The following is a 24,015-nucleotide window of genomic DNA, read 5'->3' on the forward strand; positions in this document are numbered from 1 at the left end:
CATCATCACGTCGAACAACGAGAAGGACCTGCCGGATGCATTCCTGCGCCGCTGTTTCTTCCATTACATCCGCTTTCCCGATCCGGCCACGATGCAGCAGATCGTTGATGTGCATTTCCCACACATCAAGAAAGACCTGCTGAGCGCCGCCCTGCGCCACTTCTACGAAGTGCGCAACCTGCCCGGGCTCAAGAAGAAGCCGAGCACGTCCGAACTCATCGACTGGCTCAAGCTGCTGGTGGCCGAGGACATCCCCGCCGAGGCACTGCAGAGTCAGGACGACAAGGTCAGCGTGCCGCCGCTGGTGGGCGCGCTGTTGAAGAACGAGCAGGACCTGAGCCTGTTCGAGAAGCTCGTCTACATGGCCCGACACCACCGCTGACGCGCGCGGGATCAGGCTGTGGCCAGGGCACCTGCCTCGAACGGCGTCGCGAGCACGACACGGTTGCGGCCTGCGCCCTTGGCTTCGTAAAGTGCCATGTCAGCCCGTTTGAGCAGCAGCGAGAGGGATTCGCTCTGATCGTCGGCGCACGCAAGGCCCGTGCTGATGGTGACGGTGACCAGGTCTTCGCCCCACGGCACCCTCAGCCCTTCGACGGCTGAACGCAGGCGCTCGGCAGCGTGCAGCGCGCCTTCCCGGTCCGTGTGGGGCAGGACCACGCAGAACTCTTCGCCGCCGAAGCGTGCCACGCGGTCTACCTCGCGTGCTTCTTCCTTCAGGGCGGCGGCGACTGCGGCCAGCACGGCGTCCCCTGCGGCATGGCCAAGCCGGTCGTTGATGCGCTTGAAGTGGTCGATGTCGATCAGCAGCAGGCTGAACGGCTGCCCGAACCGCTGCAGGCGTTGCACCTCCCGGTCCAGCATGGCTTCGACCGCGCGGCGGTTCAGCAGGCCGGTCAGGCCGTCATGATGAGACAGGTGCTCGAGCCGCCGCACCAGTCGCATCACCACGATGTAGCCGACGACAAAGCTAGACAGGATGGACAGCGTCAGGCTGCCCATCACCAGCCAGGAGTGCACGACCTCGCTTGCCACCTGGGACCAGGGGCGGGGCCATTCGGGAAAGAGCAGGCCCGCGGCTGTTCCCGCAAAGGTGCACACTGCCAACGCCATCAGCACGGTGTGGACCCAGGCGGTCTGAGGGCCGAACTCGGTTTTCAGCGGTGCGAAGCACTCGGTGGCCAAGTGGGTCATCACCAGGGCCGTGGCGCCGAAACAGGCGGCAAGCCCCGCCTCGCGCCATGCCATGGGCAGTGCCACCACCAGGGCAAACCCGATGCCGGCGAGCATCAGTGCCGCGTGCTCGAAGCGCGTGTCGGGCAGCTTCAGGAAGGTCTGCATGCCCCTGTGCTGGCTGACCGCGCCGACCACGACCATCATCCCGGCCAGCATCCACTGCACGAGGTCGGGATCCTTGGCATACAGCACGGTCAGCAACAGCCCCGTGCCGTAGCAGAGGTTGGACAGCATCCAGTGCTTGGAAGCGCGCCGCGACAGCCCCATCCAGCTGCCGGCTACCCACCACATGCCCGAGTTGAGTGTGTGGGTGACGAGAATGAAGATGATCAGGAAATGGGTCGCTTGCATTCGGCCCTCGACATCAGGGACGGTGGGTCGGCGCGCCCGACACAACCGGGGCCACAATAGCAGTCATCTTGCAGGACGCCTTATGCTCATTGACTTCTTTTACGCATTGCGCGCGGCCAGGCTGCCGGTGACCATCCCGGAGTACCTCAACCTTCTGGAGGCCATCCGTGAAGGGGTGATCGGCCCGTCGGTGGACGAGTTCTACCACCTTGCGCGCATGACGCTGGTGAAGAACGAGACCCATTTCGACAAGTTTGACCGTGCTTTCGGCGCTTACTTCAAGGGCGTGACCGAAGTCGACCTGACGACCGAGCTGCCGCTGGAGTGGCTGCGCAAGCACCTGGAGAAAGACCTGAGCCCGGAGGAGCGCGCCAAGATCGAGGCGATGGGTTGGGACCAGCTGATGGAGCGCCTCAAGCAGTTGCTGGAGGAGCAGAAGGAACGGCACGAGGGCGGCAACAAGTGGATTGGCACTGGCGGTACCTCGCCGTTTGGCGCTTATGGCGACAACCCGGCGGGCATTCGCATCGGGCAGGACCGCAGCCGCAAGCGCAGCGCCGTGAAGGTGTGGGACCAGCGTGCGTTCAAGGACTACGACGACACCGTGGAACTGGGCACGCGCAACATCAAGGTGGCGCTGCGTCGCCTGCGCAAGTTTGCGCGCCAGGGGGCCGCGGAAGAGCTGGACCTGGATCACACCATCCATGCCACGGCGGCAGCCGGTGGCATGCTGGACATCAAGATGGTGCCCGAGCGGCACAACACGGTGAAGGTGCTCCTGCTGATGGATGTGGGTGGCACCATGGACGACCACATCCACCGCGTCGAGGAGCTGTTTTCCGCGGCAAAGTCCGAATTCAAGCACCTGGAGTTCTACTACTTCCACAACTGTGTCTATGACTTCATGTGGAAGAACAACCACCGGCGCTTTACCGAGAAGATCCCCACGTGGGACATCATCCGCAAGTACAACAAGGACTACAAGCTGGTTTTCGTGGGGGATGCGACCATGTCGCCCTATGAAATCCTGCAAGCCGGTGGCAGCACCGAATACAACAACGACGAGCCGGGGGCCGAATGGATCGGGCGTTTGACGCACGCATTCCCCAACCATGTCTGGATCAACCCCGAGCCTCAGGGCGTGTGGTCGTATCGCCAGAGCATCTCGATCATCCAGCAACTGGTCGGCGGACGCATGTTCCCGATGACGCTGCAGGGCCTCGAGGGGGCCATGCGGCTGCTGAGCAAATGACACTGCGCCACGGGTCGGGGTGGGCACGGGTGGTGGCCTCCCTGGCTTGGGCGGTGGCGTTCGGTGCGGTGGTGCCGGGCTGGGCCGCCGAGCCCCCGGTTCCCCCGGTCGACCTGCGGGCCCTGGATGGAGCGGACGGAGCTTCCGTATCGTCGGACGATGCCGACCTGCTGAGCGCGCAGGGTTGGCGGCTGGAGATCGTGGCGCCGGCTCCGCTGGACGCCCTGTTGCGCAACTACCTGGACATCGCCCGCTTTCAACGGGAGTCGGCTGCGCCAGATGCGATCCCGATCAGCCGTACCGAGCTGAGGCGGCTCGTGGTGTCGGCACCGGAGCAGGCCCGTACCTTGATCGACGCAGAAGGCTACTTCGGCGCGCGCATCGCCACCCGCGTGTCCGACGGCCAGGATGGCCAGCCCATTGTCGTGACCTTGTCGGTGGAGCCCGGGCAGCTGACTCGCGTGTCGAAGGTTCAGTTCGTATTTGAAGGCGAGTTGGACGCGCGGCTGGACGATGGCGAGCCCGCAGCCCGGTCCCTGGTGGACGCCTTGTCTGCGCAGTGGTCGCTGCCTGTCGGTGCGGTGTTCCGGCAGGTGGACTGGACGGCGGCCAAGAACGAGGCGCTGGCAAGGCTGCGGTCCGATCGCTACCCCACCGCCACCTGGAGCGGGACGTCGGCCACGGTGGATGCGACCGACAGGCTGGCCCGGCTGTTCATGGTGGTCGACAGCGGCCCGGCATTCTCGTTCGGGGACGTCCGGATCGAAGGGCTGAGCCGTCAGCCCGCCTCGGCCATCCTGAATACGGCCCCGTTCCGGAAGGGCGATGCCTACCGAGAGAAGGACCTGCTGGACTGGCAGGAGCGGATCCAGAAGCTCAACCTGTTCGACAGCATCTTCGTCACCACCGATCTGGATCCGACACAGGCCAGCGCGGCACCCGTGCTGGTCCAGGTACGCGAGCAGCAACTGCAGTCGGCCACCACCGGCATCGGTGTGAGCAGCGACACCGGGCCACGCGTGTCGGCCGATTATCTGCACCGCAACCTCTTCGGGCTGGACTGGCAGGCCAAGGCCCGGGTGCAGCTGGGGCAGAACAACCGGCTGGGGCGGCTCGATTTCACCTCCCATCCCTGGGAGGGGCGCCGTCGGGGGCTGCTGTCCACGCAGGCCAGCCGCACGGTCGAAGACGACAAGGCCGTGACCCTGAGTGCGCGTGCCCGGGTGGGTCTGTTGCGGGAGGGGGAACGGCTCGAGCGCATGCAGTATGTGGAGTTCGAGACGGCCAGCGTCACCGCCAACGCCGGCGACAAGGTGTCGGACGCGTCTGCCTACAGCGCGACGGCCCAGTGGATCTACCGCGATGTCGACAGCCAGACCCTGCCGACGCGCGGCTCGACGACCCTGCTGCAGTTGACGCTGGGTCGCAGCTACAGTGCCCTCCAGGAGAAGGGCTTCTTCGGGCGGGCCTATGCCCGCTCCACCTGGTACTGGCCTCTGCCGGCCGGCTGGTATGCCACCGTGCGCGGCGAGGCTGGTCAGGTGTTCGCGCGGGAACAGGTGAGCGTGCCCGACACGCTGCTGTTCCGCGCCGGGGGCGATGAGTCGGTCCGCGGTTATGCCTACCGCTCCCTGGGTGTGGTCACCGATGGGGTGGTCACGGGGGGACGGGTGATGTTCACGTCCAGTGTCGAAGTGGCCCGTCCCATCCTGGCTCGGTTGCCCGCGCTCTGGGGGGCCGTGTTCGTGGATGCCGGTGATGCGGCCTCCAGTGCAGACAAGCTCGATCCCCGGGTCGGTTACGGGGTGGGCCTGCGATACCGGAGTCCGGTGGGGCCACTGCGATTGGACATCGCCCATGGCCAGCAGTTGCAGGACTGGCGCATTCACTTCAGCGTGGGGATCAGTCTGTGAGCCGGGTTCTTTCGCTCCGACAGGGCGTGATGGTGCTGCTCAGGGCCATGGCGGCGCTGAGCGTGGGCACGGTGGTGCTGGCCGCGGCGCTGTTGCTTGTCGCATGGGCGCTGGCCCACCACGACGGGGCGACGGCGCGCCTGCTGGCCGCCGTGCCGGGGCTGCAGGTCACCGAGCCGAAGGGCGCCCTGCTGGGCGACTTCGAAGCCCGCCGCATCGAGTTGACCTTGCCCCGAGGCGGGCGGCTCAGCCTGGTCGAGCCCACGTGGCGAGGCATGGCGTTGGTGATCGACAGCGAGGCGCCCTGGAAGATGGGCCTGCAGGCACAGCGACTTTCGGCCAGGCAACTGCGCCTTCATTGGGTGAGTGGTCCGCCCGCGCCGTCCGCACCTCCGCCGACGTCGCTGGCCTTGCCGATTTCGGTGGCCATCGATCAGGTCCAGTTGCAGGAGGCGCACAGCAACCTGTGGGGGGAGGGGCGTCCCATCGGACCGGTGGACCTTGGGCTGCGGCTTCAGAAGGGAGGGGCGGCGTCGACAGCGTCACCGCAGGCCAGCGGATCGGCTGCCCCGGCGCACGCGATCACAGTCCGCCAGCTGGGCTGGATGGGGTGGCGGCTGTCCGGCGCGGGGCAGCTGGGCGTGACGGGGCGCATGCCTCTGGAGGCCGCGCTTCAGCTGCGGCACGCCCAGGCAAGCGGCACGTGGCGGGTGGGCGGCACCTTGCACGATGTCCGCATCGAAGGACAGCTGGGCCTGCAGCCCGGCGAGACAGGTGATGGGGCGCAGGACGTGTCTGCCATGGCGCGCGTGCAACCTTTCGCGGCCTGGCCGTTGCCCGAGTTGGCTGTGCGCGCTCGCGATCTCGACGTGTCGAGGCTCTGGGCCGGCGCCCCGCAGACCCGGTTGCAAGGGAGTGTGTTCCTCAAGCCGCAGGGGTCACAGGGTCTGGAAGCCGATGTGGACCTCCGCAACGGGGTGGCAGGCGCATGGGACGTGGGGCGCGTCCCCTTGCAGGCGCTGCGAGGCCGGGTAGCGCTGGAGCAGGCCCGGAGTCCGGCAGGTTTGCGCGCCGTGCTGGAAACCGGCGCCGTGACCCTGACGGCAGAGCTGCCTCCGGTGGCGAGACAGGCCGGTACGGCGGGCCGGATGGCGCTGACCGGGCGTTGGCGCCTGGCGGATGCCGGTGGCGGACTCACCCTGGCGTTGCAGGACGTGCATCTGCTGGCTCTGGACGGCCGGGCTCCTCCATTGCGGCTGCAGGGGGAGGTGACGGCGCGTCCCGAGCTGGTTGCTGGCGCCATGCCCTCGGATCTGTCCGGCTGGCGTGCCGCTGTCCAGGCCCGTTTGCGCGGCGAAGCAAGGCGGCCCGCCGGAACGCCGGTGAAGTGGCCGGCTCAAGCCGTGAGCCTGACGATGGACAGCGAGGTGTCTGCCGTTTCTCTGTCCGTGTCCAGGGTGCTGCTGCAGGCCGACCATGGGCAGGAAGCACGCCTGACGGATGCGCTGCTGCGATGGGGCGGGGACGAGGTGGCCCAGACAGGCTGGTCCGCCCGCGCGGCGCTCGCGTTCCGTGCGTTCGATCCTCGCTACTGGGTGCCCTGGCCCGCCACCATCGGCGCCGCCTCGCGGCTGAACGGAGCGGCACAGATCGATGTGGACGGCCGAGGCCGAGGTCAGGCACGTGTCACGTTGGAGCCCAGCACGCTGGCCGGCCTGCCGGTCAGTGGCTCGGCCCGATGGCAAGGGGCTTCCGCCGCAGGACGGTCGACGGTCACGCTGACACTCGACGCCGCAGGCAATGCCGTGACGCTGGAGGGAAGCTGGCCGGTCCAGCCGGGGCAGGGGGGGGGCGCCTGGTGGACACCGGACTCGCCTGCGCAGCGCTGGCGCGGTGAGGTCAAGGGGCCGGCCCTGTCCGCGCTTCAACCCGTTCTGCCGCTGGTCGGGCTGAGCCGGATCGGTGGGACAGCGGAGGCCACCTTCAGCTGGGACGGCCACTGGCCCCGGTTCGTGAGCACCGGACGCTTCTCGGCATCGCAGCTGACGTGGCAGGCGTCGGACGGAAAGCCCGCTGTGATGCAGTCGGGCTCGGCGACGTGGAATGTCGATCTGGCGGCACGCGATGCGGTGCTGGAGGGTCAACTCGACCTGAGCGGTCTTCGCGCGGCCATGGGGCGCGTCGATCAGGCGCGCGCCCGCCTGAGCGGCCGGGGGGCGGCTCATCGGCTGGCTGCCGAGGCCAACATGGTGCTGTCTCGCGCCGCGACAGCCGCTCAGGATGCGCAGGGACGGGCTGGCGCCGACATGCCCTTCCACTTCGACCTGGAGGCCGATGGCGGGGTCGCAGGGCAGGGCTGGCAGGGGCGGGTGCAGAAGCTTGTCTGGCGCAATACCCGCAACAACGCGCAGACTGTGCTCGAGGCTCAACCGGTGAGCCTCAGTGTGATGCCGGAAGGGGGCGGTCAGCGCCTGCGCCTGGGCGCCACGCGCCTGACGGTGCTGGGCGTGACGTTGAACCTGCAGAGCCTGCAGATGTTGTGGGCGGACCAGGCTCCTGCCGATGCCGATGTGCGGCTTCAGCTGCCACCGCAGAACCTGGCCTCGCTGCTGCAGCGTTGGCAGCCCGAAGGGGGCTGGGGGGGCGACCTGATGGTGGGTGGCCAGCTTCAAGTGACCCACAGCGCGGCGCAACCCTGGGTCGTGGACCTGCAGCTGGCTCGGCAGTCAGGTGACCTGACCGTGTCTGAGCCCACCATCGAGGGCAACAGCCAGCAGCCGCTGGGGATCACCGAAGCGCGGGTGGCCTTGCAGGCCCGCCAGGGCGTCTGGCGTCTGACGCAGCTGTTCGAGGGGCGCATTCTCGGCCGACTGCGGGGAGAGCAGGTGGTGCAGGTGGCGTCACCCGGGCGCCTGCCCGTCGCCACCGACCCGTTGTCGGGCACCCTGGACGTGCAGATCGGCAGCCTGCGGCCCTGGGGGGGATGGATGCCCGCAGGCTGGCGCCTGGGCGGGCAGCTTCAGGGCCAGGCCACCCTGGCGGGAACGCTCGGGGCTCCGCAATACCGCGGGCGGTTGCAAGGTCAACGCCTGGCGCTGGCCCAGCCGCTACTTGGGGTGCAGATGACGGACGGCGAGTTGCTGCTCGAGCTCGAGGGCGATCATGCCCGCCTCACCCGCCTGCGCGCGCGCGGGGGCCCGCAGGGTGGCGAGCTCCGTGCCGAGGGCGAGGCCTCGTTCGGGGACGAGGTTCGGGCGACGCTGCGCGTGCAGGCGGAGCGGTTCGCCTTGCTCCAGCGCGTGGACCGGCGGGTGCGGGTCAGTGGGGCGCTCCAGGCAACCTTCAACGAACAGGACATCGGTCTCACTGGGCAGGTGGGTGTGGACGAGGGCCTCGTCGACATCAGCCGATCCGACGCACCGACGATCGGCGACGATGTCAACGTGCTGCGCCGCCCGGGCGAGCCGGCCCTGGCGGACGACGAGCCGGTGAAGGCGCCCACCACGCCTCGCAAGCTGCAGGCATCGGTCGGGCTGGACCTGGGCGAGGCCTTGCGCTTGCGGGGGCGCGGTGTCGACACCTTGCTGACAGGGCAACTCCGTTTCACCACGCCCAACAACAGGCCGACCCTCACGGGCACGGTGCGCACGGCCCAGGGCACCTACGCGGCCTACGGGCAGCGCCTCGTCATCGAGCGCGGGGCCATCACCTTCACGGGGCCGATCGAGAACCCACGGCTCGACATCCTGGCCATGCGCCCGCAGTCTGCCAGCGCTGGTGCCATTGTCTCTGCTGTCGATGTGAAGGTGGGGGTGGCCATCACCGGCACGGCGATGGATCCGCGGGTGAGCCTCTACTCCGATCCTGCCATGTCGGAAACCGAGAAGCTGTCGTGGCTGGTGTTGGGCCGAGCCCCCAGCGGACTGGGCGGAGCCGACATCGGGCTGCTGCAGTCGGCGGCTGTGGCCTTGCTGTCCGGCGAGAAGTCTTCGCCTTCCGACAACCTCATCGGTCGCCTCGGGCTGGACGAACTGTCGGTCAGGCAGACCGACGGCACCGTGCGCGAGACTGTCGTCAACGTGGGCAAGCAGGTGTCGCGCTTCTGGTATGTGGGCTACGAGCGCAACCTGAACGCCACCAGTGGCAGCTGGCAGCTGATCTACCGTCTCGGACAGCGCATGACCCTGCGCTTCCAGGCAGGCGGCGACAACGCGGTCGACCTGATCCGGGCCTGGCGCTGGGATTGACAGGTCAGTGCGGGGCGCCCTGATGCAGGTTGCGCTGCAACCGGCGGGTGCCCCACCAGATGCCGAGCAGCACGAGGGGGATCAACCCGCCGGCCATCAGCTCCGGGTTCACCGGGATCCCACCGGCCTTGGCTGCCTTGCCGATGTAGAGGATGAGGCTGACGACGTAGTACGAGATGGCTGCGATCGACAGCCCTTCGACGGTGCTCTGCAGCTTGAGCTGCAGATCCTGACCTCGTGTCAGTTGAGCCAGCAGTTGCTGGTTCTGGGCCTCGGTGACGATGTCGACTCGCGTCCGGAGCAGGGCGCTGGTGCGTTCGATGCGCTGCGACAGTGAGGTGAGTCGCTGTGCCGTTGCGGCCACCGTGGCGATCGCGGGAGACAGGCGTCGCTGCATGAACTCGCCCATGGTCTGGGTGCCAGGAATGGCCTGTTCGCGCAGCTCCCGCAGCCGCTGCTGAACCAGGTCGTTGTAGGCCTGGGTCGCCGAGAAGCGGTACATGTGCTGGGCCGTGGCGCGCTCGACGCGGGCAGCCAGCTGAATCAGGGTTTCAAGCAGTTCCTGATCGGTGGAGTCGGTGCCTTCCATGCGTGCCGTGATGTTGGCCAGCTGGGCTTCCGCATCCGTGAGCATCGGCCCCAGTGCCTTGGCCACGGGTAGGCCCCGCAGGGCCATGATGCGGTAGGTCTCCATTTCCAGCAGGCGCTGCGAGATGCGGCCGGCGCGGGTCTCGCTGGTGCCCTCTGGGGCCACCACGAACATCCGCTCGAAGCCGCTGGGCCGCAAGGCAAAATCCGTCAGGGCACAGGAGTGCCGGGTGCCCAGCATCGACGCCAGCACCGGTCGTCCTTCGAACCAGGCGCGCGCGCGCTCCTTGATGGCCTGGCCGTCCTCGATGGGGTGGTTCACCATCGCGAGCATCACGGCAGACATGGTGCGGCCCGGGATGGTGCGCAGCCATTCCGAGCTGACGGCAAGGTGGGACAGCAGCGTGGCCTCGTCCATGCCGTCCGCTGCGCCTTCGGGCAAGGTCTGCACCAGGGAGTAACGTGTGAACTCGGTGTGTCGCTCCCACTTGAAGGTGTGGTCGGCAAAGCGCAGCCGAAGGAAGGAGCCTTGCAAGGCTTCAAACGGCAGGTCGGCCTGACCGGTCAACTGCCGCAGGTGGGCCCACTCGGTCTCACGGCTCACGTCCGCATTGAGCACCGCCACCTGTACCACCAGCGCCGGCAACCGGATACGCGGCGAGGGGCGCGCATGCACCTCGTTGTGCAGCACCGCTCGTTCAGCATCATCTGCGGGCAGGGCGTTGAGAGGCGGAGTTGTAACGGCTTGGGTGGCAGTCAGCATGGCAACACGACGCTCGCGCGGTGGCAGAGAGCCGGATACTGTACTAAACGCTTTCCGCCGCCGCTGTCCTTTTTTGACGCACGGTGGTGCTGACCACAGGTTCAAGGGGGCCGGTGTCGCGTGGCCGGTGAAAACGCCCCGATGGGCAGCGTAAAAGTCACTTCAGGGCACGGCCCTCGCTGTCCATCACCCGCGTGGTGATGGCGATGCCCTGGCCCACGCTCTGCGTGACCGTGCAGAAGGCTTCGAACTGCTCCAGCACGCGATCCAGATGCAGCAGTGAGCCGGCAGGCACACCGAGGTGCAGTGTGGCCGTCATGCTCAGGACGCGCATGCGGCCCTCCGCATTGCGCCCCACTTCGGCTTGCACGTCGCAGGTGAGCGGCTCCGGGGTCTGCTTGAACTTGCGCAGTGCAAAGAGCAGCGAGTCTGCCAGGCAGTTGCCGACGGCCGCGCTGAGCAGTTGAACCGGAGAGGGGCCGGCCGACTGCCCGAGCGGAGGCGGCTCGTCACCCACGATGGCGGGCGTGCCCCCTTCGAACTGGATGTTGAAACGGTAGTCGGCCTGTTGTTGCAGGCGCACATGGACGGTGCCTTGAGCCATGATGGGGTCCTTGCGGAAAGAGGTGTCTCAGTCAGTGAGCCAGTCAGAGCGCATCGACGGGAATCTTCAGATAGTGACGGCCGTTCGCTTCCGCCGGTGGCAGCTGGCCTGCCCTGATGTTGACCTGCACCGATGGCAGGATCAGCACGGGCATCTCGAGGGTGGCATCCCGGGCCTGGCGGCGGGCGACGAAGTCGGCCTCGCTGATGCCGTCGTGCACGTGGATGTTGGCGGCCTTCTGTGCTGCGACGGTGGCGACGGCCGCTGGCTCGCGTCCTTCGGGCGGGTAGTCGTGGCACAGGAAGAGACGGGTCTCTTCCGGCATGGCGAGCAGCCGCCGCACCGAGCGATACAACTCGTGGGCATCACCGCCCGGAAAGTCGCAACGGGCCGTGCCCACGTCCGGCATGAACAGCGTGTCACCCACGAAGGCGGCATCCCCGATCACGAAGGCCATGTCGGCGGGCGTGTGGCCGGGGACATGCCAGGCCTGAGCCGTCAATCGGCCGATCTGGAAGGTGTCGCCGTCTGCGAAGAGATGGTCGAACTGGCTGCCGTCGGTGGCAAAGCCGGGTTCAAGGTGGAAGAGGCCTTTGAACACGTGCTGCACCCGGTCGATGTGGCGGCCAATCGCAATCCGGGCACCGGTGGCCTCCTTGAGATAGGGGGCATCCGAGAGGTGGTCGGCGTGGGCGTGGGTTTCAAGGATCCAGTCCACGGTCAGATGGTGTGCGCGCACGAAGGCGAGCACGGCGTCGCTCTGCGTGTGGCGGGTGCGCCCGCTCTTGGGGTCGTAGTCGCGCACGGGGTCGACGATCGCGGCGTGGCCGCCGTCTTCGTCGTACACCACGTGCGTCCACGTACAGGTGACGGCGTCGAAGTGGGAGTGAACCTGCGGGGTGTGCGCTGGGGTCATGGCTCTCTGTCCTGTGTTCAGTTTGCGTTTTACTTTATTGACGAACAAACTATCTGTCAATAGAATGTTTGTCATGAAAGTGAATGACCCTGCCCCTGTTGTCGGCGTCGCCTCGTCCCCGCCCGATCTGGCGGCGCTGCAGGCTTCCGCCGAAAAGGCGTGTGCGCTGCTCAAGGTCATGGCGCATGCCGACCGACTGGTGCTGCTGTGCCGTCTTGCGCAGGGCGAGTTCTGCGTCAGCGATCTGGAGCGAGATCTGGGGATCCGGCAGCCCACGCTGTCCCAGCAACTCGGTGTGCTTCGCCAGGAGGGGCTGGTGGACACCCGGCGTGAGGGCAAGCACATCTACTACCGACTTGTCAGCGGCGACGCCGCGGCGGTCATGCAGGTCCTGCACCACCGGATCTGCGGCAGCGATTGACCGCGCCCTTTCGCATTGTTTTCTTCGTCTCTTCTCCCGGAAAGCCCGCACCATGACGCTCAGTGTCCCTACCACCGCCCTGTGCCCCGAGTTCACCGTCTGCGGCCAGATCACGGTCGACGACGTGGCCGTGCTGGCCCGTCAGGGCTATCGCAGCATCATCAACAACCGGCCCGACGGTGAAGGCGGCCCTGGCCAGCCGAGCAGCGCGGCCCTGCAGGCTGCTGCCGAGGCGCTCGGCTTGCGCTATGTGCATTTCCCCGTGCCCAACCTGATGCTGTCGGCCGAACAGGTGGCGGCCTACCAGGCGCAGTGCGCTGCCTTGCCGCATCCCATCGTGGCCTTCTGCCGATCGGGTGGGCGCGCCAGCGCGCTGTTCCAGGCTTGCGGCGGACAGGTCGGCTGCGCCACGCCCGAGGCGTAATCCCCGAAAGCAGGAAGCCCAGCGTGATGCGTTCTCCCTCCGATCGCCCATGGGCATGGCCGCCTCCGTGGTGGCAACGCTGGGCCCTGCCCGATCTGCGTGGCGATGCGATTGCCGGGTTGGTGGTCGCCGTGATGCTGGTCCCGCAAAGCCTGGCCTATGCCATGTTGGCTGGGCTGCCGGCCCATGTCGGTTTGCTGGCCAGCGTGTTGCCATTGGTGGGCTATGCCGCCTTTGGCAGCAGCCGTGCGGTGTCGGTGGGGCCGGCCGCCATCACATCGCTGATGGTGGCCCAGGCCTTGTCTCCGATGGCCTTGCCGGGAAGCGCGACCTACCAGGCCCGGGCCTGGTGTCTCGCGCTCGGATCTGCGGTGGTGCTGGGACTCATGGGCTGGCGCAGGTTGGGCTTTCTGTCGCAATTGCTCAGCGGGCCGGTGGTGCAGGGCTTCACCGCGGCATCGGCGTTGCTGATCCTCGTGGGGCAGGCTGCGCCGTTGCTGGGGTGGCCGGGCCTGGGGCATACCTTGCCCGAGATGGCGCAGCGCTTCATGGCGCGGGCCCACGATGGCGCGTGGCCGACCTGGGGCGATGCCTTGGTGGGGCTGGCCACGCTGGCCTTGTTGTTTGCCGGCGGCCCGGTGGTGCGCGCATGGGGACGGCTGTGCGGCTGGCCCGTCGGCCGCGTCGAGGTGCTGGTGCGGCTGTGGCCGCTGGTGGGGCTGGTGGTCTCGACCCTCTTGGCCGATGTGCTTCTGACCCGCTACGACGCGGACGTGCATCTGGTGGGCGCGGTGCCGCTGGTGGGTGATGCCGGTTGGCTGGCCGTGCCCCCTGCGACCGAGCTGTCACGCGTCGATCTGCCGGGGCTCGTCATGCCGGTGTTGCTCATCAGCCTGGTGAGTTTTGTGAGCAGCATGTCGGTCGCGCAGACGTTTGCGGCGCGGCAGGGGGAGCGGGTGGATGCCGATCGCGAGCTGCTGGGCCTGTCTGCTGCCAATCTGGGCAGCACGGTGCTCGGGGGCATGCCGGTGGCCGGCGGGTTATCCCGATCGGTGGTGAATGAAGCTGCCGGCGCCCGCAGCCCGCTGTCCGGGCTGATCAGTGCGGTCGTGCTGGTCGGCCTGCTGGCAGGGCTGATGCCTGCGCTGGCGCACCTTCCCAAGGCCGCCCTGGCTGCGGTGATCATGGCGGCCGTGTCCGGGTTGTTGACCTTGCAGCCGCTGCGTGAAGCTTGGCGCACGGACGCCACCGAGGCAGGCGCCTTCGTCGGCACCGCCCTGGGCGTGCTGGTGGTGGGGTTCGAGTCGGGCATCCTGATCGGCATGGCGTGGTCGATGGCGGCCATGATCTGGCGCCACAGCCAGCCCCATGTGGCCGAAGTGGGGCGTCTGCGCGGTACGGCCCATTTTCGCAACGTTCAGCGGCATGACGCAGAACGGCTGCCTCACGCCATCCTGCTGCGGGTGGACGACAGCCTCGATTTCACCAATGCGCAGCGGGTCGAGCAGGCGTTGTGCGCGCTCATCCGCACGCGCCCCGCAGTCCGGGATGTCGTGCTGCTCATGTCTGCCGTGAACCATGTGGACCACACGGCCGGCCAGGCCTTGCTGGCCTTTGACGCAGCGCAGCGCGCGCAAGGCCGCGCGCTGTATCTGGCCGAGATCAAAGGGCCTGTGATGGATCGGCTGCAGCATGCCGGTATCGCAGCGCACTTCGAGGGGCGCGTGTTCCGTAGCGCGCAGGACGTCTGGCACCGCCTGGATCAAGGCGGCGTCAGCGATGGTTATGTCATTTGAAGGAGAGAAGCATGAAAGCGAACGTTGGTGGCCTGGATCGCGTGGCCCGCATTGGCGCCGGTGTGGCGCTCATCGCCCTGGCTGCAACCGGAACGGTCGGCGCATGGGGATGGATCGGGGTGGTGCCCCTTGCCACGGGCCTGATCGGCTGGTGTCCGGCCTACCTGCCGTTCGGTCTGTCGACCTGCAGGCTCAAGCGCGACTGAAGGCTCAGCGGACCTTGCCCAGCAAGGTTTCGATGTCCTGAAGCACGGCATCCAGGCCTTCGCCCTCGGCGGGACCGTCCTGGATCACGCCGTGCAGCTTCTGCTCCATGAAGCACATGGTCATGCGCACGTAGGTGCTGTCCAGCGCCTTGCGCACGGCGGCCATCTGCGTGGCGATGGCCAGGCAATCGTCGCCTTCCTCGATCATGCGCTGGATGCCTCGCAACTGGCCTTCGGCGCGCTTGAGTCGGTTCAGCACGTCGGTGCGGTTCTTGTCATTGGTGAGCGCGGCCATGCAGCGGGTGTCCGGTAAAACGTGATCGATGTGGGCCGAATTGTGCATCGATTGACGGGTGCTGTTCAGCCCGGAATCAAAACGCTCCGATCGGGGCGGTCGGGATCGTGATAAACGCGCACCCTGGCCCCTACCGGGAATCCGGCGATCAAGGCCCGGGCCGTCGCCTCGTCGCTCAACGGCGGGATGAACGCACGCAAGCGGTCGCCAGTGTAGGTCCGCCCCTGCACGGTGTAGCGATAGGTCACGTCCACCATCCACTGGCGTGTGGGGGGGCCTGCTCCGTCATGAGACTCGTTGAGCGGATAGGCCCGGGACACCAGGATCTCGCCTTCCGTGGAGGGCCACGTCGGGCTGGCCTGCCGTATCTGCCAGGCACGCCACGCCAGCAGGCCGAATCCGATGAGCAGGGCCGCAAGGAGCAACTTGCCGATCTGGTCGTTCATGCCGACAGGGTACATGGGCATGAAGACGCTGGCAGCCCCAGGTTACAGTGGCACTTCCAACCTGTGTCCACCATGAGCAACGCCACCTCCTCCCACAGCCCTTTCTACGCCCATCTGTCCCGGCTTCGTTTCATCAAGCGCTGGGGACTGATGCGCAACGCGGTGGAAGAGGATGTGGCTCAGCACAGCTGGGAAGTGGCCGTACTGGCCCATGCGCTTGCCGTGATCGCGCGTGACGTGTTCGGTCAGGCTGTGGACCCGAACGCGGTGGCGGCCAGAGCGCTGTTTCACGATGCCACCGAGGCCATCACGGGTGATCTGCCCACACCGGTCAAGTACTCGCCCGCGATGCGTCATGCCACAGCCCACCTCGAGAGCGAAGTGTGCGCCGAGATGGTCGATCTGCTCCCCGAAGGGCTGAAGCCCGCGTTGGCGCCCATGCTGGACCACCATGCGTGGCCCCCAGCCGAGGCGGCCTTGATCAAGACGGCCGACCGTCTGGCCGCTTGGCTGAAGTGCCGTGCCGAGCTGCGCTATGGCAACCGCGAGTTCGAGCAGGCCGACCAGCAGGTGCGCGCCAAGATCGAAGAGCACATGACGCCTGAGTTGCGCTATTTCCTTGACACCTTCGGACCGGCCTACGACCTCACGCTGGATTCCCTGATGAAGGGCGCGTGACGGGGCTCCAGCCCGTGGGTGGCGGGGATGCGGAATCGGATGTCGAGGGCTCCGATGGGGTCCATACCGTGGGCGGCACCCGTGCCCCTGCCGTCTGCAATGCGGCCGCATGGTTCTGCCTTGCCTGGTCCGCAGCCAGGCCTCGCATCTGATCAGGGGACGCAGGCCAGCCACTCCGGTTGCTGTAGTCGAAACGCTGGCCAGCGCGTTCGCGGCGGTGGTGCTGGGTGGCGGCCCGTGCACCGAGCAGATCGATGAGCAGTACACCGGCCAGTGCGCCCAGCGCGAGGCCGGTGCGGGATGACCGCTTTCGCGTCCGGACGGCGTTGCTCGCGTCCTGTCCGACCGCGGCGATGTCCAGCACATCGCCCGCCACGCGGGCCCACAGCCAGGGGGCCGGGTTGCTGGCCAGCAGCAGGCCGAGGCCCGTGACGACCTCTCGGGTGCCACAGGCCTGAACCAGCCGGGGCGGGGCCGTGATGCCGGTGAATCTGGCGGCCGCTTGGGGCCGCAGCAGTTCGGCGGTACCGAGCGCAATGCTGAACCAGCCCAGACCTCGGGCCAGTATGCGCAGGGAGGTGCGTGTGGTCATGGCGATCTCCTCAGGCTTGGCCGGGCTTGAGCACGACCTTGACGCAGCCGTCGTGCTTGTCCCGGAAGGTTTTGTACATGGCCGGGCCGCTGGACAAGGGCGCGGTGTGGGTGATGACGAAGGACGGGTCGATCTGACCCTGCTCGATCCGGGCCAGCAGGTCATCGGTCCAGCGGTTGACGTGGGTCTGCCCCATCCGGAAGGTCAGGCCCTTGTTCATGGCTGCGCCGAACGGAATCTTGTCCAGCAGCCCGCCGTACACACCCGGAATCGAAAGAATGCCGGCCGGTCGGCACACATAGATCATCTCGCGCAAGACGTGAGGGCGATCCGTTTCCATCAGGGTGGCCTGCTTGGCGCGGTCATACAGGGCATCGACAGAGCGTGTGGCATGGCTTTCCAACCCGACCGCGTCGATGCATTTTTCCGGCCCCTTGCCCTCGGTGAGGTCCTTGAGGCGCTCGAGCACGCTTTCTTCATCGAAATTGATGGTGACGGCCCCAGCCGCCGCGGCCATGCTCAGCCGTTCTGGCACGCGGTCGATCGCGATCACCTGGCGGGCCCCGAGCAGGATCGCGCTGCGGATCGCGAACTGGCCCACGGGCCCCGCACCCCAGATGGCCACGGTGTCGGTGCGTTCGATGTCACACTGCACCGCGGCCTGCCAGCCCGTGGGGAAGATGTCCCCCAGAAACAGCACCTGCTCGTCCGTGAGCGAGGACGGTACCTTCACGGGCGCCACGTCGGCATAGGGCACCCGCACGTACTCGGCCTGCCCTCCGGGGTAGCCTCCCGTGAGGTGCGTGTAGCCGAACAGGCCGGCCGTTGTGTGTCCGAACGCCTTCGCCGCCAGGTCCTTTCTGCGGTTGGTGCGCTCGCACACCGAGAAATTGCCGCGCCGGCATTGCTCGCATTCTCCGCAGATGATGGTGAAGGGCACGACCACCCGATCCCCTTTCTTCAGGCGCTTGTTCTCGTGCCCCACCTCGACGACCTCGCCCATGAACTCGTGGCCCATGATGTCGCCGTGCTTCATGCCCGGCATGAACCCGTCAAAGAGGTGCAAGTCAGAGCCACAGATGGCGCAGCTGCTCACTTTGATGATGGCGTCGCGGGGGTGCTCGATGATGGGGTCCGGCACGGTGTCGAAGCGGATGTCCTTCTTGCCGTGCCAGCAGAGCGCTTTCATGACGGGTCTCCTTGAGTGAGGCGGTGGCCTTGGGCTGCGGGTTCTCGAGGGCGGCAAGCCGCGCGCCCGCATGGCAGTGCGCACGGGTCGCAGGCTGAGGCGGCCCGCCAGCGATTTGTTTGTCCGCGCCGCCAGGCAAGTTGGTGTGTAAACGCTGCAGGCTTGTCGGCGTAAGGGGACGGGGTGGATTGCGAGGCGGCATGTGGCCGTTCAGGGCATGCGCCTTGCCGGCTGGAAAGACGTTTCACCCTCATGCAGGAGCCCGTTCATGAAACCCAAGCTCAAGCCCCTCGCCCAGCAGGTCATCGTGTTGACCGGTGCTTCCAGCGGCATCGGCCTGGCCACTGCACTGGCCGCTGCCCGGCAAGGTGCAGCCCTTGTGCTGTCGTGCCGAAGCCGCTTCACGCTGGAAGCGCTTGTCGATCAGATCCAGCAAGCTGGTGGGCGCGCAGTGGCCGTGCAAGCCGACGTCGGCGAGCGGACGCAGGTCGAGCAGATCGCAGCAGAAGCCCTGGCTCGCTTCGGACGCATCGACACATGGATCAACAACGCGGGCGTCTCGATCTTCGGCCGGGCCGACGACGTGAGCGATGAAGACGCCGAGCGGCTCTTCCGCACGAATTTCTGGGGCGTGGTCCACGGTTCGAGAGCCGCCTTGCCGCACCTGCGGGTGCAGGGCGGGGCGCTCATCAACATCGGGAGCGAAGCCTCGGACGCCGCGATTCCGCTTCAGGCGCTTTACTCCGCCAGCAAGCACGCGGTGAAGGGCTACACCGATGCCCTGCGCATCGAGCTCGAAGCCGACCAGGCGCCGGTGTCCGTCACGTTGATCCAGCCCAGTGCCGTGGACACGCCGTTTCCCGAGCATGCCGGCAATTACCTGGATCAGGAACCGAAGCTGCCGAGTCCGATGATCGAGCCGGAGAAAGTGGCCAGCGCGATCCTGGATGCCGCAACGGAGCCCACGCGGGACGTGCGCGTGGGCGCCATGGCGGTTGTCAACACCGCCATGGCGAAGGTGATGCCAAGTCTGGCCGACATGATGGCGCGCATGCAGATGGGGCGGCAGCAGCGCAACGAGCCGCCGCGCACGAGAGAAGGCACGCTCTACACCGCTGGTGAGACGGGCCTCGTGTACGGTCGCGGGAATCAGAACGCCGCGGATACCGAGCAGGCCATGGCGTTGAACGTGCGGCCTGCGCCCTCAACGGGTGCGACTGCGGCCTCCCGGCACTGACGCGTTCACCTGGCGCCTGCCGGCTCCTTTGGTCACACGGCGGGCTTGGCCACCATGAGGTAGAACAGGGCCAGGAAGGCAAAGAAGGCCGGCACCCCCAGTGCCGTCCACAGCTTCAGGTCGCGCCAGTAGCCCGGGGGCAGTGGCTCGCCCGCATGGGCTGCCGTGTCGGCCACATCGCGCATCCGCACCTGCAAGGCCACCACCGGCAGCCAGCAGGCGATGGCGAAGGCATACAGGCCGAGAGACCACGCAAGCCAACCCTGTGTCAGAGGCCATCCGGCCTGATGCGCCAGCCACAGCCCGGTGACCGGTTGCAGGAGGGCCGTGGTGGCCGTGAACACCGCGTCGGCCCAGACCACCAGCCCGGCCACCGTGGCGACGGAGCGTGGCTCTGCCCGCAGGCTTGCAAACAGCAGGTAGAACGCCGAGCCGATGCCGGTACCGAACAGCACGGTGGAAGACAGCACATGAATCCACTTCACCAGCAGGTAGCTCATGGGCGTGCCTCCAGCGTGTGGAGCGTGATCAGCATGGCCAGAACGGGAAGGTTTTTCACGATGGGGGCAAAAGGATGCAGCCACTGCTCTGGAAGCCCGATCGTGATGAGCAGCGTGTAGCCCACGATCAGCGCCATCTGTGCCAGCCAGAGCCGCCTTCGTGGCCACAGCAGGGTGAGAACGCCCAGCGCCATATCGAGCAAGGCAGCCCCGTACAGTGCCCAGGGGGCCAAAGAGGGGGGCACGCCCACGCGATGCAACATCGCCAGGCTCGCCTCCACGGGGTAGAGGCCCAGTGACACGATCCCGCTGATGAACCACAGCACGGTCAGGCTCGCCCGCCACAAAGGCGCCGACCACGCCATGACGGCCTGGAAGCGCAGCGCGGCGCGGTCCCCGTCGGACAGGCTCGCCGTGAACCGGGCGGCCCCCACGGGCGGGCGCCCCAGCAGCGCGGTCAGCGTGGCTGGGGAGGCAGTATTGCCCCGTTGCAGCATCCGCCAACTGTCTTCGTCAAGCAGCGCGCGCTGGCTGTGCCCAGCCAGGCGGGCGACCCCGTTCATCACAGCGCGAGGAAGTGGTAGCCACAAAGCGCGGGCCAGACCAAGGCCGCTCCGTAACGCGTCGAGGTACGCCCGCAGCGTGATGGCAGATGGCCCGACCACCGGCACCCGTCGGGGCGGCGGCTCTGCCATCTCCACCAGTTCGACGACGGCGTCCACAAGGTCCTGACGGTGAACGGGCTGTATGAGCTGTTCCCCTCCTGCGGGCAGCGGCACCAACGGCGCGCAGGCCAGCGAAATCAGCATCGCCGTGCTGGCCCCACCCGGAGCGAAAACAAGTGATGGCAAGAGCACCACCCCTTCCAGTGGCAAGGCGAGCAGGCAATCGTCCGCCATCCGTTTGCTGAGGTGAAACGCTGTGTCTGCATCTTCGTCTGCACCCAGCGCCGAGATCTGCACGACCCGGCGCACTCCGATGCGGCTGCATGCTTCGAACAGGGCGCAGGGGTTGCGGGCATGCACGTCCGCAAAGCGCTGGGAGGGCGTTTCGCGGAACAGTCCGACCGCATTGACCACCACCTCTACACCGCGCAGCAGGCTCACCCATTGAGCGGGCGAACGAGGGATCGAGAAATCCACTGCCACGGCCTTCGCGTCGGGATGGTCGCGTTGCCATGCGGCTGGATCTCTTACACCGTGCAGGACGCGGTGGCCCCGTGCGGTCAGGGTGCGCACCACCTCCTGCCCGATGAAGCCACTGGCCCCGCACACCAGCACCGTACGCTGGGGCATGCCCACTCAGGCCGACGCCATCACGCTGTCCTCCAGCATCTGCCGGATGGCCATCACGTGTTCCGCCTCCTGGCTCAAGGCCCGCCCGAAGCTGTCCGCCATCTCGTCATGGCCCGTCTGTCTCAGCAGCGTCTCCAGCAACTCCCAACTTGCGTTGTCGGCCAGTTCGGCCACCAGGATGGCATTCAGGCTCTGTGCCAGATCGGTGCGTGGGTCGGTCACCACCTGAAGGATGCCGCTGGACAGCTGGGCTGCCACATCGGCACAAGGCGTCTGCGCCGTGGGGTCCGCCCCGAGAGACTGCAGTGCGCCTGCGAGCATCTGGAAGTGCTCGGCTTCCTGGTCGTGGATGCGTTGCAGGACCGTGAGTCGCGGGTCGCCCGGCGGCATCAGCTGCATGGACTTGGTGATCAGCGCTTCGTACAGGCGCGTGCCCGTGCGCTCGAAGGCCAGGCGCTCGCCCAGCTTGTCGATCAGCATGGCGGGGTTGTCGCCCTTGAGCATCGACACACCTGTGGTCATCATCCCCTTCAATGTGCCGGGCAGGGGCACGGAGCCCAGCGTGTCGGCCTCTGCGATCGCCTCGATCCGCATCGCGGCCATGGTGTCTTCCCCTTCGAACTCGGACACCGGGGAGGCGGCCGCGTACTCCTCCATGGCCGAGACGTCGATCGGCGACATCTTCGCGCCCGTGCGGTTCATGCCCATGTGGGCGCTGGTCTGTTGGCTCTGCATGGTGCCGTCCTTTCAGTAATTGATGACCTTGCGGTTCAACTCGGTGCCCGAAGTCCAGCGGTAGCCGGCCGCCACCGCCTGGGACGGCGACCCCATCGAGTTCAGGTACTGCCGGTAGCCCATCGATGCCTCGCTCTCGGCGCCTTTCGGCAGGTAGGCCGTGCCCACCGCGCGGTAATCCACTTCGGTGGCCAGCACCTTGCGGATGTAGTCGCGCTGGCTCTTGAAGGGCAGGGGAGCAGGCAGCTCGCCCATCAGCACCTCGGCCGGGTCACGCCGCTCCGTGTCCTTGAACAGGCGGATGGCGAGCTGCAGGTGCCCCAGTTCGTAGTCCAGGAAGCGCTCCCACAGCGCCTTGAGGCGCGGATTGCTCTCCGACATCATGGCGCTGTGATACAGGTAGACCTCGGCGGCCTCCTGGATCAGCCACTTCTCCATGAAGCTCTCGGTCGGGTCTTCCAGCGAGCCGTACTGGGTCACGTGCTGCTCTTCGATGGACGCGATCTCGGCATACAGTTCGCGGGCCAGCGGATCGGCGAACGTGGGGCCGATGTTCATGTAGTAGTCGTGCGTCTGGTACTCGGCCGCGGTGATGAAGGCCGCATGCAGCTTGCTGATCAGCGCGGTGCTGTGGCGGTCATAAGGCCTGCGGACGTCGTCCTGCGGGTGGCGGTGCTCCAGCACCGTCGGGCGGCCCGGCACGATGTCGGTGTAGCCCTGCAGGATGTTGTTCGCGTCCTTGCCCTCCAGCCGGTCCATCAGCGCCGAGTAGCGATACAGGTGATCGAAGTCTTCCAGCAGGCCGAAGCGGTAGGTCTGTGCCAGATAGGGGTCGGGCTCGTTCTGCGCGACCGCGGCCGTCACCTCGATGGCCACCTGCTCGTAGGCAATGGTGGTCTCCAGCGGCGAGTGGTCTGCGGCGATCAGCCAGTTCACCATCGTGGCCTGGTGCTGCTCCACACGGCGCACCTCCGCCAGGGGCACGCGCAACGCGCCGTTGAAGCGCGCGATCCCGTGCTTGAGCCGCAGGGCATCCAGCTCGATGCCATTGAGCAGGATGGCGCGCACGCGGCTGAAGGCATCGTCATCCAGCTTGCTCAGCGGCTTGGGGTTGAGTTCCTTCCACGTGAAGCGTTGACGCTCCAGCGGGCAGCCGGGGGTGTTCAACAGATCGATCTGGGCCATGACGGCTCCTTTCAAGTCGGTGGCGTCGGCCGCAGGCGGGCGGCCAGTTCTTCGTGGGACTCGTGTATGAGGTCCTTGTCCAACTCCCTGTGGATCAATGCGCTCACGGCTGGGCTCAGCACTTTGCGCAGCAGGCCCAGAAAGCGCGGAGCGGCAATCAGGATGAGCCGCTCATAGCGTCCTTGCTGCAGAGCCTCCTGCAGTCGATCGGCGACCGATGCGGCGAAGGTGCCCGCTTCTTTGTGCTTCTCGGCGTCCCCGGCGGACGAGGTCACGGTCGTGCCCCGGCGACCGTATGCATCCCGGCGCAGGTCCGCACCGCTTGCGTGGGCGTCCGGATCGGTCAGTTCCTCGACAGGGTCCAGCCCCTGGTCCTCAGGGCGAACTTGCATGAAACGCGCAATGGCTTCGTCGGCGACAACGACCCAGGTGGTCGGCATGGTGCTCTCCGTGTGGTTTGACACGGGAGAAGTTCGGCAAGTGGTGTGCCGTGACCCGGTAACTGCCGCGAAGGGCCCGCACCAAGCCCTCCTGCGGACAGCCGGGTTGTGCAAGCCATACCGCCCGCGGCACGGCGTTCAGCAAGCTTTCCCATAGGCGGGCGCGTGCGCGATCTGTGGGAAGGCGCGCATGCTGGCGGGCGGATACAGGCACAGGCCTTGCCGCGGGGACTTCACCCTGCTGCCTTGAAAGGACACCTCATGGTCGACCCGCAAGACTTTTCCTGCCTGGAGGCGTGTCAGGCCTGTCAGGCCGCCTGCCTTCAGTGTGCCGCCGCCTGCCTCGAAGAGGAGGATCCGGCCACGATGAAGGACTGCATCAAGCTGGACCTGGACTGCGCCGCCGTGTGTGCGCTGGCGGCCGACGCCATCGCGCGCGACAGCGATTTCACGCCGGCCATCTGCGCGCTGTGCGCCGACATCTGCGACACCTGCGCCGATGAATGCGAGCAGTACGACATGCCGCACTGCGAGGTGTGCGCCGAGGCCTGCCGCCGTTGTGCCGATGCCTGTCGCGAAATGGCCGGCGACCTGGAAGAAGAGGACGACTGAGACGCCGAACGCCGTCGCCCAAAACAACAAGGCCCCACGACATCACATCGTGGGGCCTTGCCTTGTTCTGGCTCCCCGACCTGGGCTCGAACCA

Annotated in this window: 23 protein-coding genes and 1 pseudogene; 11 read left to right on the top strand and 13 right to left on the bottom strand. The window is 67.1% G+C overall.

What is annotated here, in order from left to right; all coding sequences use genetic code 11:
• Positions 1-382, top strand: a pseudogene (locus QZ709_RS06720) (ATP-binding protein); the annotation flags it as partial.
• Between the two features lie 11 nt (positions 383-393).
• Here the strand turns inward: QZ709_RS06720 and QZ709_RS06725 are convergent.
• Positions 394-1,587: a GGDEF domain-containing protein gene (locus tag QZ709_RS06725; protein WP_294636496.1), complete on the bottom strand. Its 1,194-nt coding sequence runs from the start codon at positions 1,585-1,587 to the stop codon at positions 394-396.
• Between the two features lie 82 nt (positions 1,588-1,669).
• Between QZ709_RS06725 and QZ709_RS06730 the strand changes: the two genes are divergently transcribed.
• Genes QZ709_RS06730 through QZ709_RS06740 form a run of 3 tightly spaced genes read left to right on the top strand, consistent with a single transcriptional unit; the run spans position 1,670 to position 8,999 of the window.
• Complete coding sequence (locus tag QZ709_RS06730; RefSeq protein ID WP_294636497.1) at positions 1,670-2,839, top strand: VWA domain-containing protein; 1,170 nt, start codon at positions 1,670-1,672, stop codon at positions 2,837-2,839.
• Complete coding sequence (locus QZ709_RS06735; RefSeq protein WP_294636498.1) at positions 2,836-4,752, top strand: BamA/TamA family outer membrane protein; 1,917 nt, start codon at positions 2,836-2,838, stop codon at positions 4,750-4,752. Before QZ709_RS06730 ends, QZ709_RS06735 begins: the two co-directional genes overlap by 4 nt.
• The gene (locus tag QZ709_RS06740) at positions 4,749-8,999 is read left to right on the top strand and encodes a translocation/assembly module TamB domain-containing protein (RefSeq protein WP_294636499.1); all 4,251 of its coding nucleotides are present in this window, start codon (positions 4,749-4,751) and stop codon (positions 8,997-8,999) included. The genes QZ709_RS06735 and QZ709_RS06740 overlap by 4 nt, the downstream gene beginning before the upstream one ends.
• A 4-nt stretch (positions 9,000-9,003) precedes the next feature.
• Here QZ709_RS06740 and QZ709_RS06745 read toward each other — a convergent pair whose 3' ends face one another.
• From QZ709_RS06745 to QZ709_RS06755, 3 genes are all read right to left on the bottom strand, one after another.
• Entirely contained in the window at positions 9,004-10,350 is a 1,347-nt protein-coding gene (locus QZ709_RS06745) for a DUF3422 family protein (RefSeq protein ID WP_294636500.1), read from the bottom strand.
• A gap of 157 nt (positions 10,351-10,507) precedes the next feature.
• Positions 10,508-10,954, bottom strand: a complete 447-nt coding sequence (locus QZ709_RS06750) for an OsmC family protein (RefSeq protein WP_294636501.1) — start codon at positions 10,952-10,954, stop codon at positions 10,508-10,510.
• 43 nt (positions 10,955-10,997) lie between these two features.
• The gene (locus QZ709_RS06755) at positions 10,998-11,870 is read right to left on the bottom strand and encodes an MBL fold metallo-hydrolase (RefSeq protein WP_294636502.1); all 873 of its coding nucleotides are present in this window, start codon (positions 11,868-11,870) and stop codon (positions 10,998-11,000) included.
• A gap of 73 nt (positions 11,871-11,943) precedes the next feature.
• Between QZ709_RS06755 and QZ709_RS06760 the strand changes: the two genes are divergently transcribed.
• Genes QZ709_RS06760 through QZ709_RS06775 form a run of 4 tightly spaced genes read left to right on the top strand, consistent with a single transcriptional unit; the run spans position 11,944 to position 14,717 of the window.
• Positions 11,944-12,291, top strand: coding sequence for a metalloregulator ArsR/SmtB family transcription factor (locus QZ709_RS06760; RefSeq protein WP_294636503.1), 348 nt, complete (start codon positions 11,944-11,946; stop codon positions 12,289-12,291).
• 52 nt (positions 12,292-12,343) lie between these two features.
• Positions 12,344-12,715, top strand: coding sequence for a TIGR01244 family sulfur transferase (locus tag QZ709_RS06765; protein ID WP_294636505.1), 372 nt, complete (start codon positions 12,344-12,346; stop codon positions 12,713-12,715).
• Between the two features lie 26 nt (positions 12,716-12,741).
• The gene (locus QZ709_RS06770) at positions 12,742-14,511 is read left to right on the top strand and encodes a SulP family inorganic anion transporter (protein ID WP_294636521.1); all 1,770 of its coding nucleotides are present in this window, start codon (positions 12,742-12,744) and stop codon (positions 14,509-14,511) included.
• An 11-nt stretch (positions 14,512-14,522) separates the two neighbouring features.
• Entirely contained in the window at positions 14,523-14,717 is a 195-nt protein-coding gene (locus QZ709_RS06775; protein WP_294636506.1) for a DUF2892 domain-containing protein, read from the top strand.
• A 4-nt stretch (positions 14,718-14,721) separates the two neighbouring features.
• Here QZ709_RS06775 and QZ709_RS06780 read toward each other — a convergent pair whose 3' ends face one another.
• Together QZ709_RS06780 and QZ709_RS06785 are read right to left on the bottom strand one after the other, a co-directional pair.
• Positions 14,722-15,012 carry a metal-sensing transcriptional repressor gene (locus tag QZ709_RS06780; protein WP_294636507.1) on the bottom strand — a complete coding sequence of 97 codons (291 nt, stop codon included), beginning with the start codon at positions 15,010-15,012 and terminating at the stop codon, positions 14,722-14,724.
• A gap of 65 nt (positions 15,013-15,077) precedes the next feature.
• The gene (locus QZ709_RS06785) at positions 15,078-15,479 is read right to left on the bottom strand and encodes a DUF3592 domain-containing protein (protein ID WP_294636508.1); all 402 of its coding nucleotides are present in this window, start codon (positions 15,477-15,479) and stop codon (positions 15,078-15,080) included.
• A 51-nt stretch (positions 15,480-15,530) separates the two neighbouring features.
• Between QZ709_RS06785 and yfbR the strand changes: the two genes are divergently transcribed.
• On the top strand, positions 15,531-16,136 hold the full coding sequence (gene yfbR, locus QZ709_RS06790; RefSeq protein WP_294636509.1) for a 5'-deoxynucleotidase: 606 nt from the start codon (positions 15,531-15,533) through the stop codon (positions 16,134-16,136).
• Here the strand turns inward: yfbR and QZ709_RS06795 are convergent.
• Both QZ709_RS06795 and QZ709_RS06800 read right to left on the bottom strand, forming a co-directional pair.
• The gene (locus QZ709_RS06795) at positions 16,105-16,728 is read right to left on the bottom strand and encodes a hypothetical protein (RefSeq protein ID WP_294636510.1); all 624 of its coding nucleotides are present in this window, start codon (positions 16,726-16,728) and stop codon (positions 16,105-16,107) included. The two genes, yfbR and QZ709_RS06795, sit on opposite strands and share 32 nt — an antisense overlap.
• A 10-nt stretch (positions 16,729-16,738) precedes the next feature.
• Positions 16,739-17,917 carry a zinc-dependent alcohol dehydrogenase gene (locus tag QZ709_RS06800; RefSeq protein WP_294636511.1) on the bottom strand — a complete coding sequence of 393 codons (1,179 nt, stop codon included), beginning with the start codon at positions 17,915-17,917 and terminating at the stop codon, positions 16,739-16,741.
• A 268-nt stretch (positions 17,918-18,185) separates the two neighbouring features.
• Here QZ709_RS06800 and QZ709_RS06805 point away from each other — a divergent pair, with 268 nt between their 5' ends.
• Positions 18,186-19,154: an SDR family oxidoreductase gene (locus tag QZ709_RS06805; RefSeq protein ID WP_294636513.1), complete on the top strand. Its 969-nt coding sequence runs from the start codon at positions 18,186-18,188 to the stop codon at positions 19,152-19,154.
• Positions 19,155-19,186: 32 nt separating this feature from the next.
• Here the strand turns inward: QZ709_RS06805 and QZ709_RS06810 are convergent, their stop codons facing one another.
• The 5 genes from QZ709_RS06810 to QZ709_RS06830 are packed head-to-tail and all read right to left on the bottom strand — an operon-like array spanning position 19,187 to position 23,309.
• Complete coding sequence (locus tag QZ709_RS06810; RefSeq protein ID WP_294636514.1) at positions 19,187-19,654, bottom strand: DUF2269 domain-containing protein; 468 nt, start codon at positions 19,652-19,654, stop codon at positions 19,187-19,189.
• A complete protein-coding gene (locus tag QZ709_RS06815) occupies positions 19,651-20,949 on the bottom strand; it encodes an SDR family oxidoreductase (RefSeq protein ID WP_294636515.1) in 1,299 nt (432 codons plus the stop codon). The genes QZ709_RS06810 and QZ709_RS06815 overlap by 4 nt, the downstream gene beginning before the upstream one ends.
• Positions 20,950-20,955: 6 nt before the next feature.
• On the bottom strand, positions 20,956-21,684 hold the full coding sequence (locus QZ709_RS06820; RefSeq protein ID WP_294636516.1) for a ferritin-like domain-containing protein: 729 nt from the start codon (positions 21,682-21,684) through the stop codon (positions 20,956-20,958).
• Between the two features lie 12 nt (positions 21,685-21,696).
• Positions 21,697-22,869, bottom strand: a complete 1,173-nt coding sequence (locus tag QZ709_RS06825; RefSeq protein ID WP_294636517.1) for a hypothetical protein — start codon at positions 22,867-22,869, stop codon at positions 21,697-21,699.
• 11 nt (positions 22,870-22,880) lie between these two features.
• Positions 22,881-23,309: a host attachment protein gene (locus QZ709_RS06830; protein ID WP_294636518.1), complete on the bottom strand. Its 429-nt coding sequence runs from the start codon at positions 23,307-23,309 to the stop codon at positions 22,881-22,883.
• Positions 23,310-23,570: 261 nt separating this feature from the next.
• Between QZ709_RS06830 and QZ709_RS06835 the strand changes: the two genes are divergently transcribed.
• Positions 23,571-23,921 carry a four-helix bundle copper-binding protein gene (locus QZ709_RS06835; RefSeq protein ID WP_294636519.1) on the top strand — a complete coding sequence of 117 codons (351 nt, stop codon included), beginning with the start codon at positions 23,571-23,573 and terminating at the stop codon, positions 23,919-23,921.
• Positions 23,922-24,015: the final 94 nt, after the last annotated feature.

This window comes from uncultured Aquabacterium sp., assembly GCF_913773725.1.
In the GTDB taxonomy this organism is placed as follows: domain Bacteria; phylum Pseudomonadota; class Gammaproteobacteria; order Burkholderiales; family Burkholderiaceae_C; genus Aquabacterium.

Excerpts from the sequence above, each read along its gene's own strand:
- QZ709_RS06725 (WP_294636496.1), bottom strand. The coding sequence starts at position 1,587 with ATGCAAGCGACCCATTTCCTGATCATCTTCATTCTCGTCACCCACACA.
- QZ709_RS06730 (WP_294636497.1), top strand. The coding sequence starts at position 1,670 with ATGCTCATTGACTTCTTTTACGCATTGCGCGCGGCCAGGCTGCCGGTG.
- QZ709_RS06735 (WP_294636498.1), top strand. The coding sequence starts at position 2,836 with ATGACACTGCGCCACGGGTCGGGGTGGGCACGGGTGGTGGCCTCCCTG.
- QZ709_RS06745 (WP_294636500.1), bottom strand. The coding sequence starts at position 10,350 with ATGCTGACTGCCACCCAAGCCGTTACAACTCCGCCTCTCAACGCCCTG.
- QZ709_RS06750 (WP_294636501.1), bottom strand. The coding sequence starts at position 10,954 with ATGGCTCAAGGCACCGTCCATGTGCGCCTGCAACAACAGGCCGACTAC.
- QZ709_RS06755 (WP_294636502.1), bottom strand. The coding sequence starts at position 11,870 with ATGACCCCAGCGCACACCCCGCAGGTTCACTCCCACTTCGACGCCGTC.
- QZ709_RS06760 (WP_294636503.1), top strand. The coding sequence starts at position 11,944 with ATGAAAGTGAATGACCCTGCCCCTGTTGTCGGCGTCGCCTCGTCCCCG.
- QZ709_RS06765 (WP_294636505.1), top strand. The coding sequence starts at position 12,344 with ATGACGCTCAGTGTCCCTACCACCGCCCTGTGCCCCGAGTTCACCGTC.
- QZ709_RS06770 (WP_294636521.1), top strand. The coding sequence starts at position 12,742 with ATGCGTTCTCCCTCCGATCGCCCATGGGCATGGCCGCCTCCGTGGTGG.
- QZ709_RS06775 (WP_294636506.1), top strand. The coding sequence starts at position 14,523 with ATGAAAGCGAACGTTGGTGGCCTGGATCGCGTGGCCCGCATTGGCGCC.
- QZ709_RS06780 (WP_294636507.1), bottom strand. The coding sequence starts at position 15,012 with ATGGCCGCGCTCACCAATGACAAGAACCGCACCGACGTGCTGAACCGA.
- QZ709_RS06785 (WP_294636508.1), bottom strand. The coding sequence starts at position 15,479 with ATGCCCATGTACCCTGTCGGCATGAACGACCAGATCGGCAAGTTGCTC.
- yfbR (WP_294636509.1), top strand. The coding sequence starts at position 15,531 with ATGAGCAACGCCACCTCCTCCCACAGCCCTTTCTACGCCCATCTGTCC.
- QZ709_RS06795 (WP_294636510.1), bottom strand. The coding sequence starts at position 16,728 with ATGACCACACGCACCTCCCTGCGCATACTGGCCCGAGGTCTGGGCTGG.
- QZ709_RS06800 (WP_294636511.1), bottom strand. The coding sequence starts at position 17,917 with ATGAAAGCGCTCTGCTGGCACGGCAAGAAGGACATCCGCTTCGACACC.
- QZ709_RS06805 (WP_294636513.1), top strand. The coding sequence starts at position 18,186 with ATGAAACCCAAGCTCAAGCCCCTCGCCCAGCAGGTCATCGTGTTGACC.
- QZ709_RS06810 (WP_294636514.1), bottom strand. The coding sequence starts at position 19,654 with ATGAGCTACCTGCTGGTGAAGTGGATTCATGTGCTGTCTTCCACCGTG.
- QZ709_RS06815 (WP_294636515.1), bottom strand. The coding sequence starts at position 20,949 with ATGCCCCAGCGTACGGTGCTGGTGTGCGGGGCCAGTGGCTTCATCGGG.
- QZ709_RS06820 (WP_294636516.1), bottom strand. The coding sequence starts at position 21,684 with ATGCAGAGCCAACAGACCAGCGCCCACATGGGCATGAACCGCACGGGC.
- QZ709_RS06825 (WP_294636517.1), bottom strand. The coding sequence starts at position 22,869 with ATGGCCCAGATCGATCTGTTGAACACCCCCGGCTGCCCGCTGGAGCGT.
- QZ709_RS06830 (WP_294636518.1), bottom strand. The coding sequence starts at position 23,309 with ATGCCGACCACCTGGGTCGTTGTCGCCGACGAAGCCATTGCGCGTTTC.
- QZ709_RS06835 (WP_294636519.1), top strand. The coding sequence starts at position 23,571 with ATGGTCGACCCGCAAGACTTTTCCTGCCTGGAGGCGTGTCAGGCCTGT.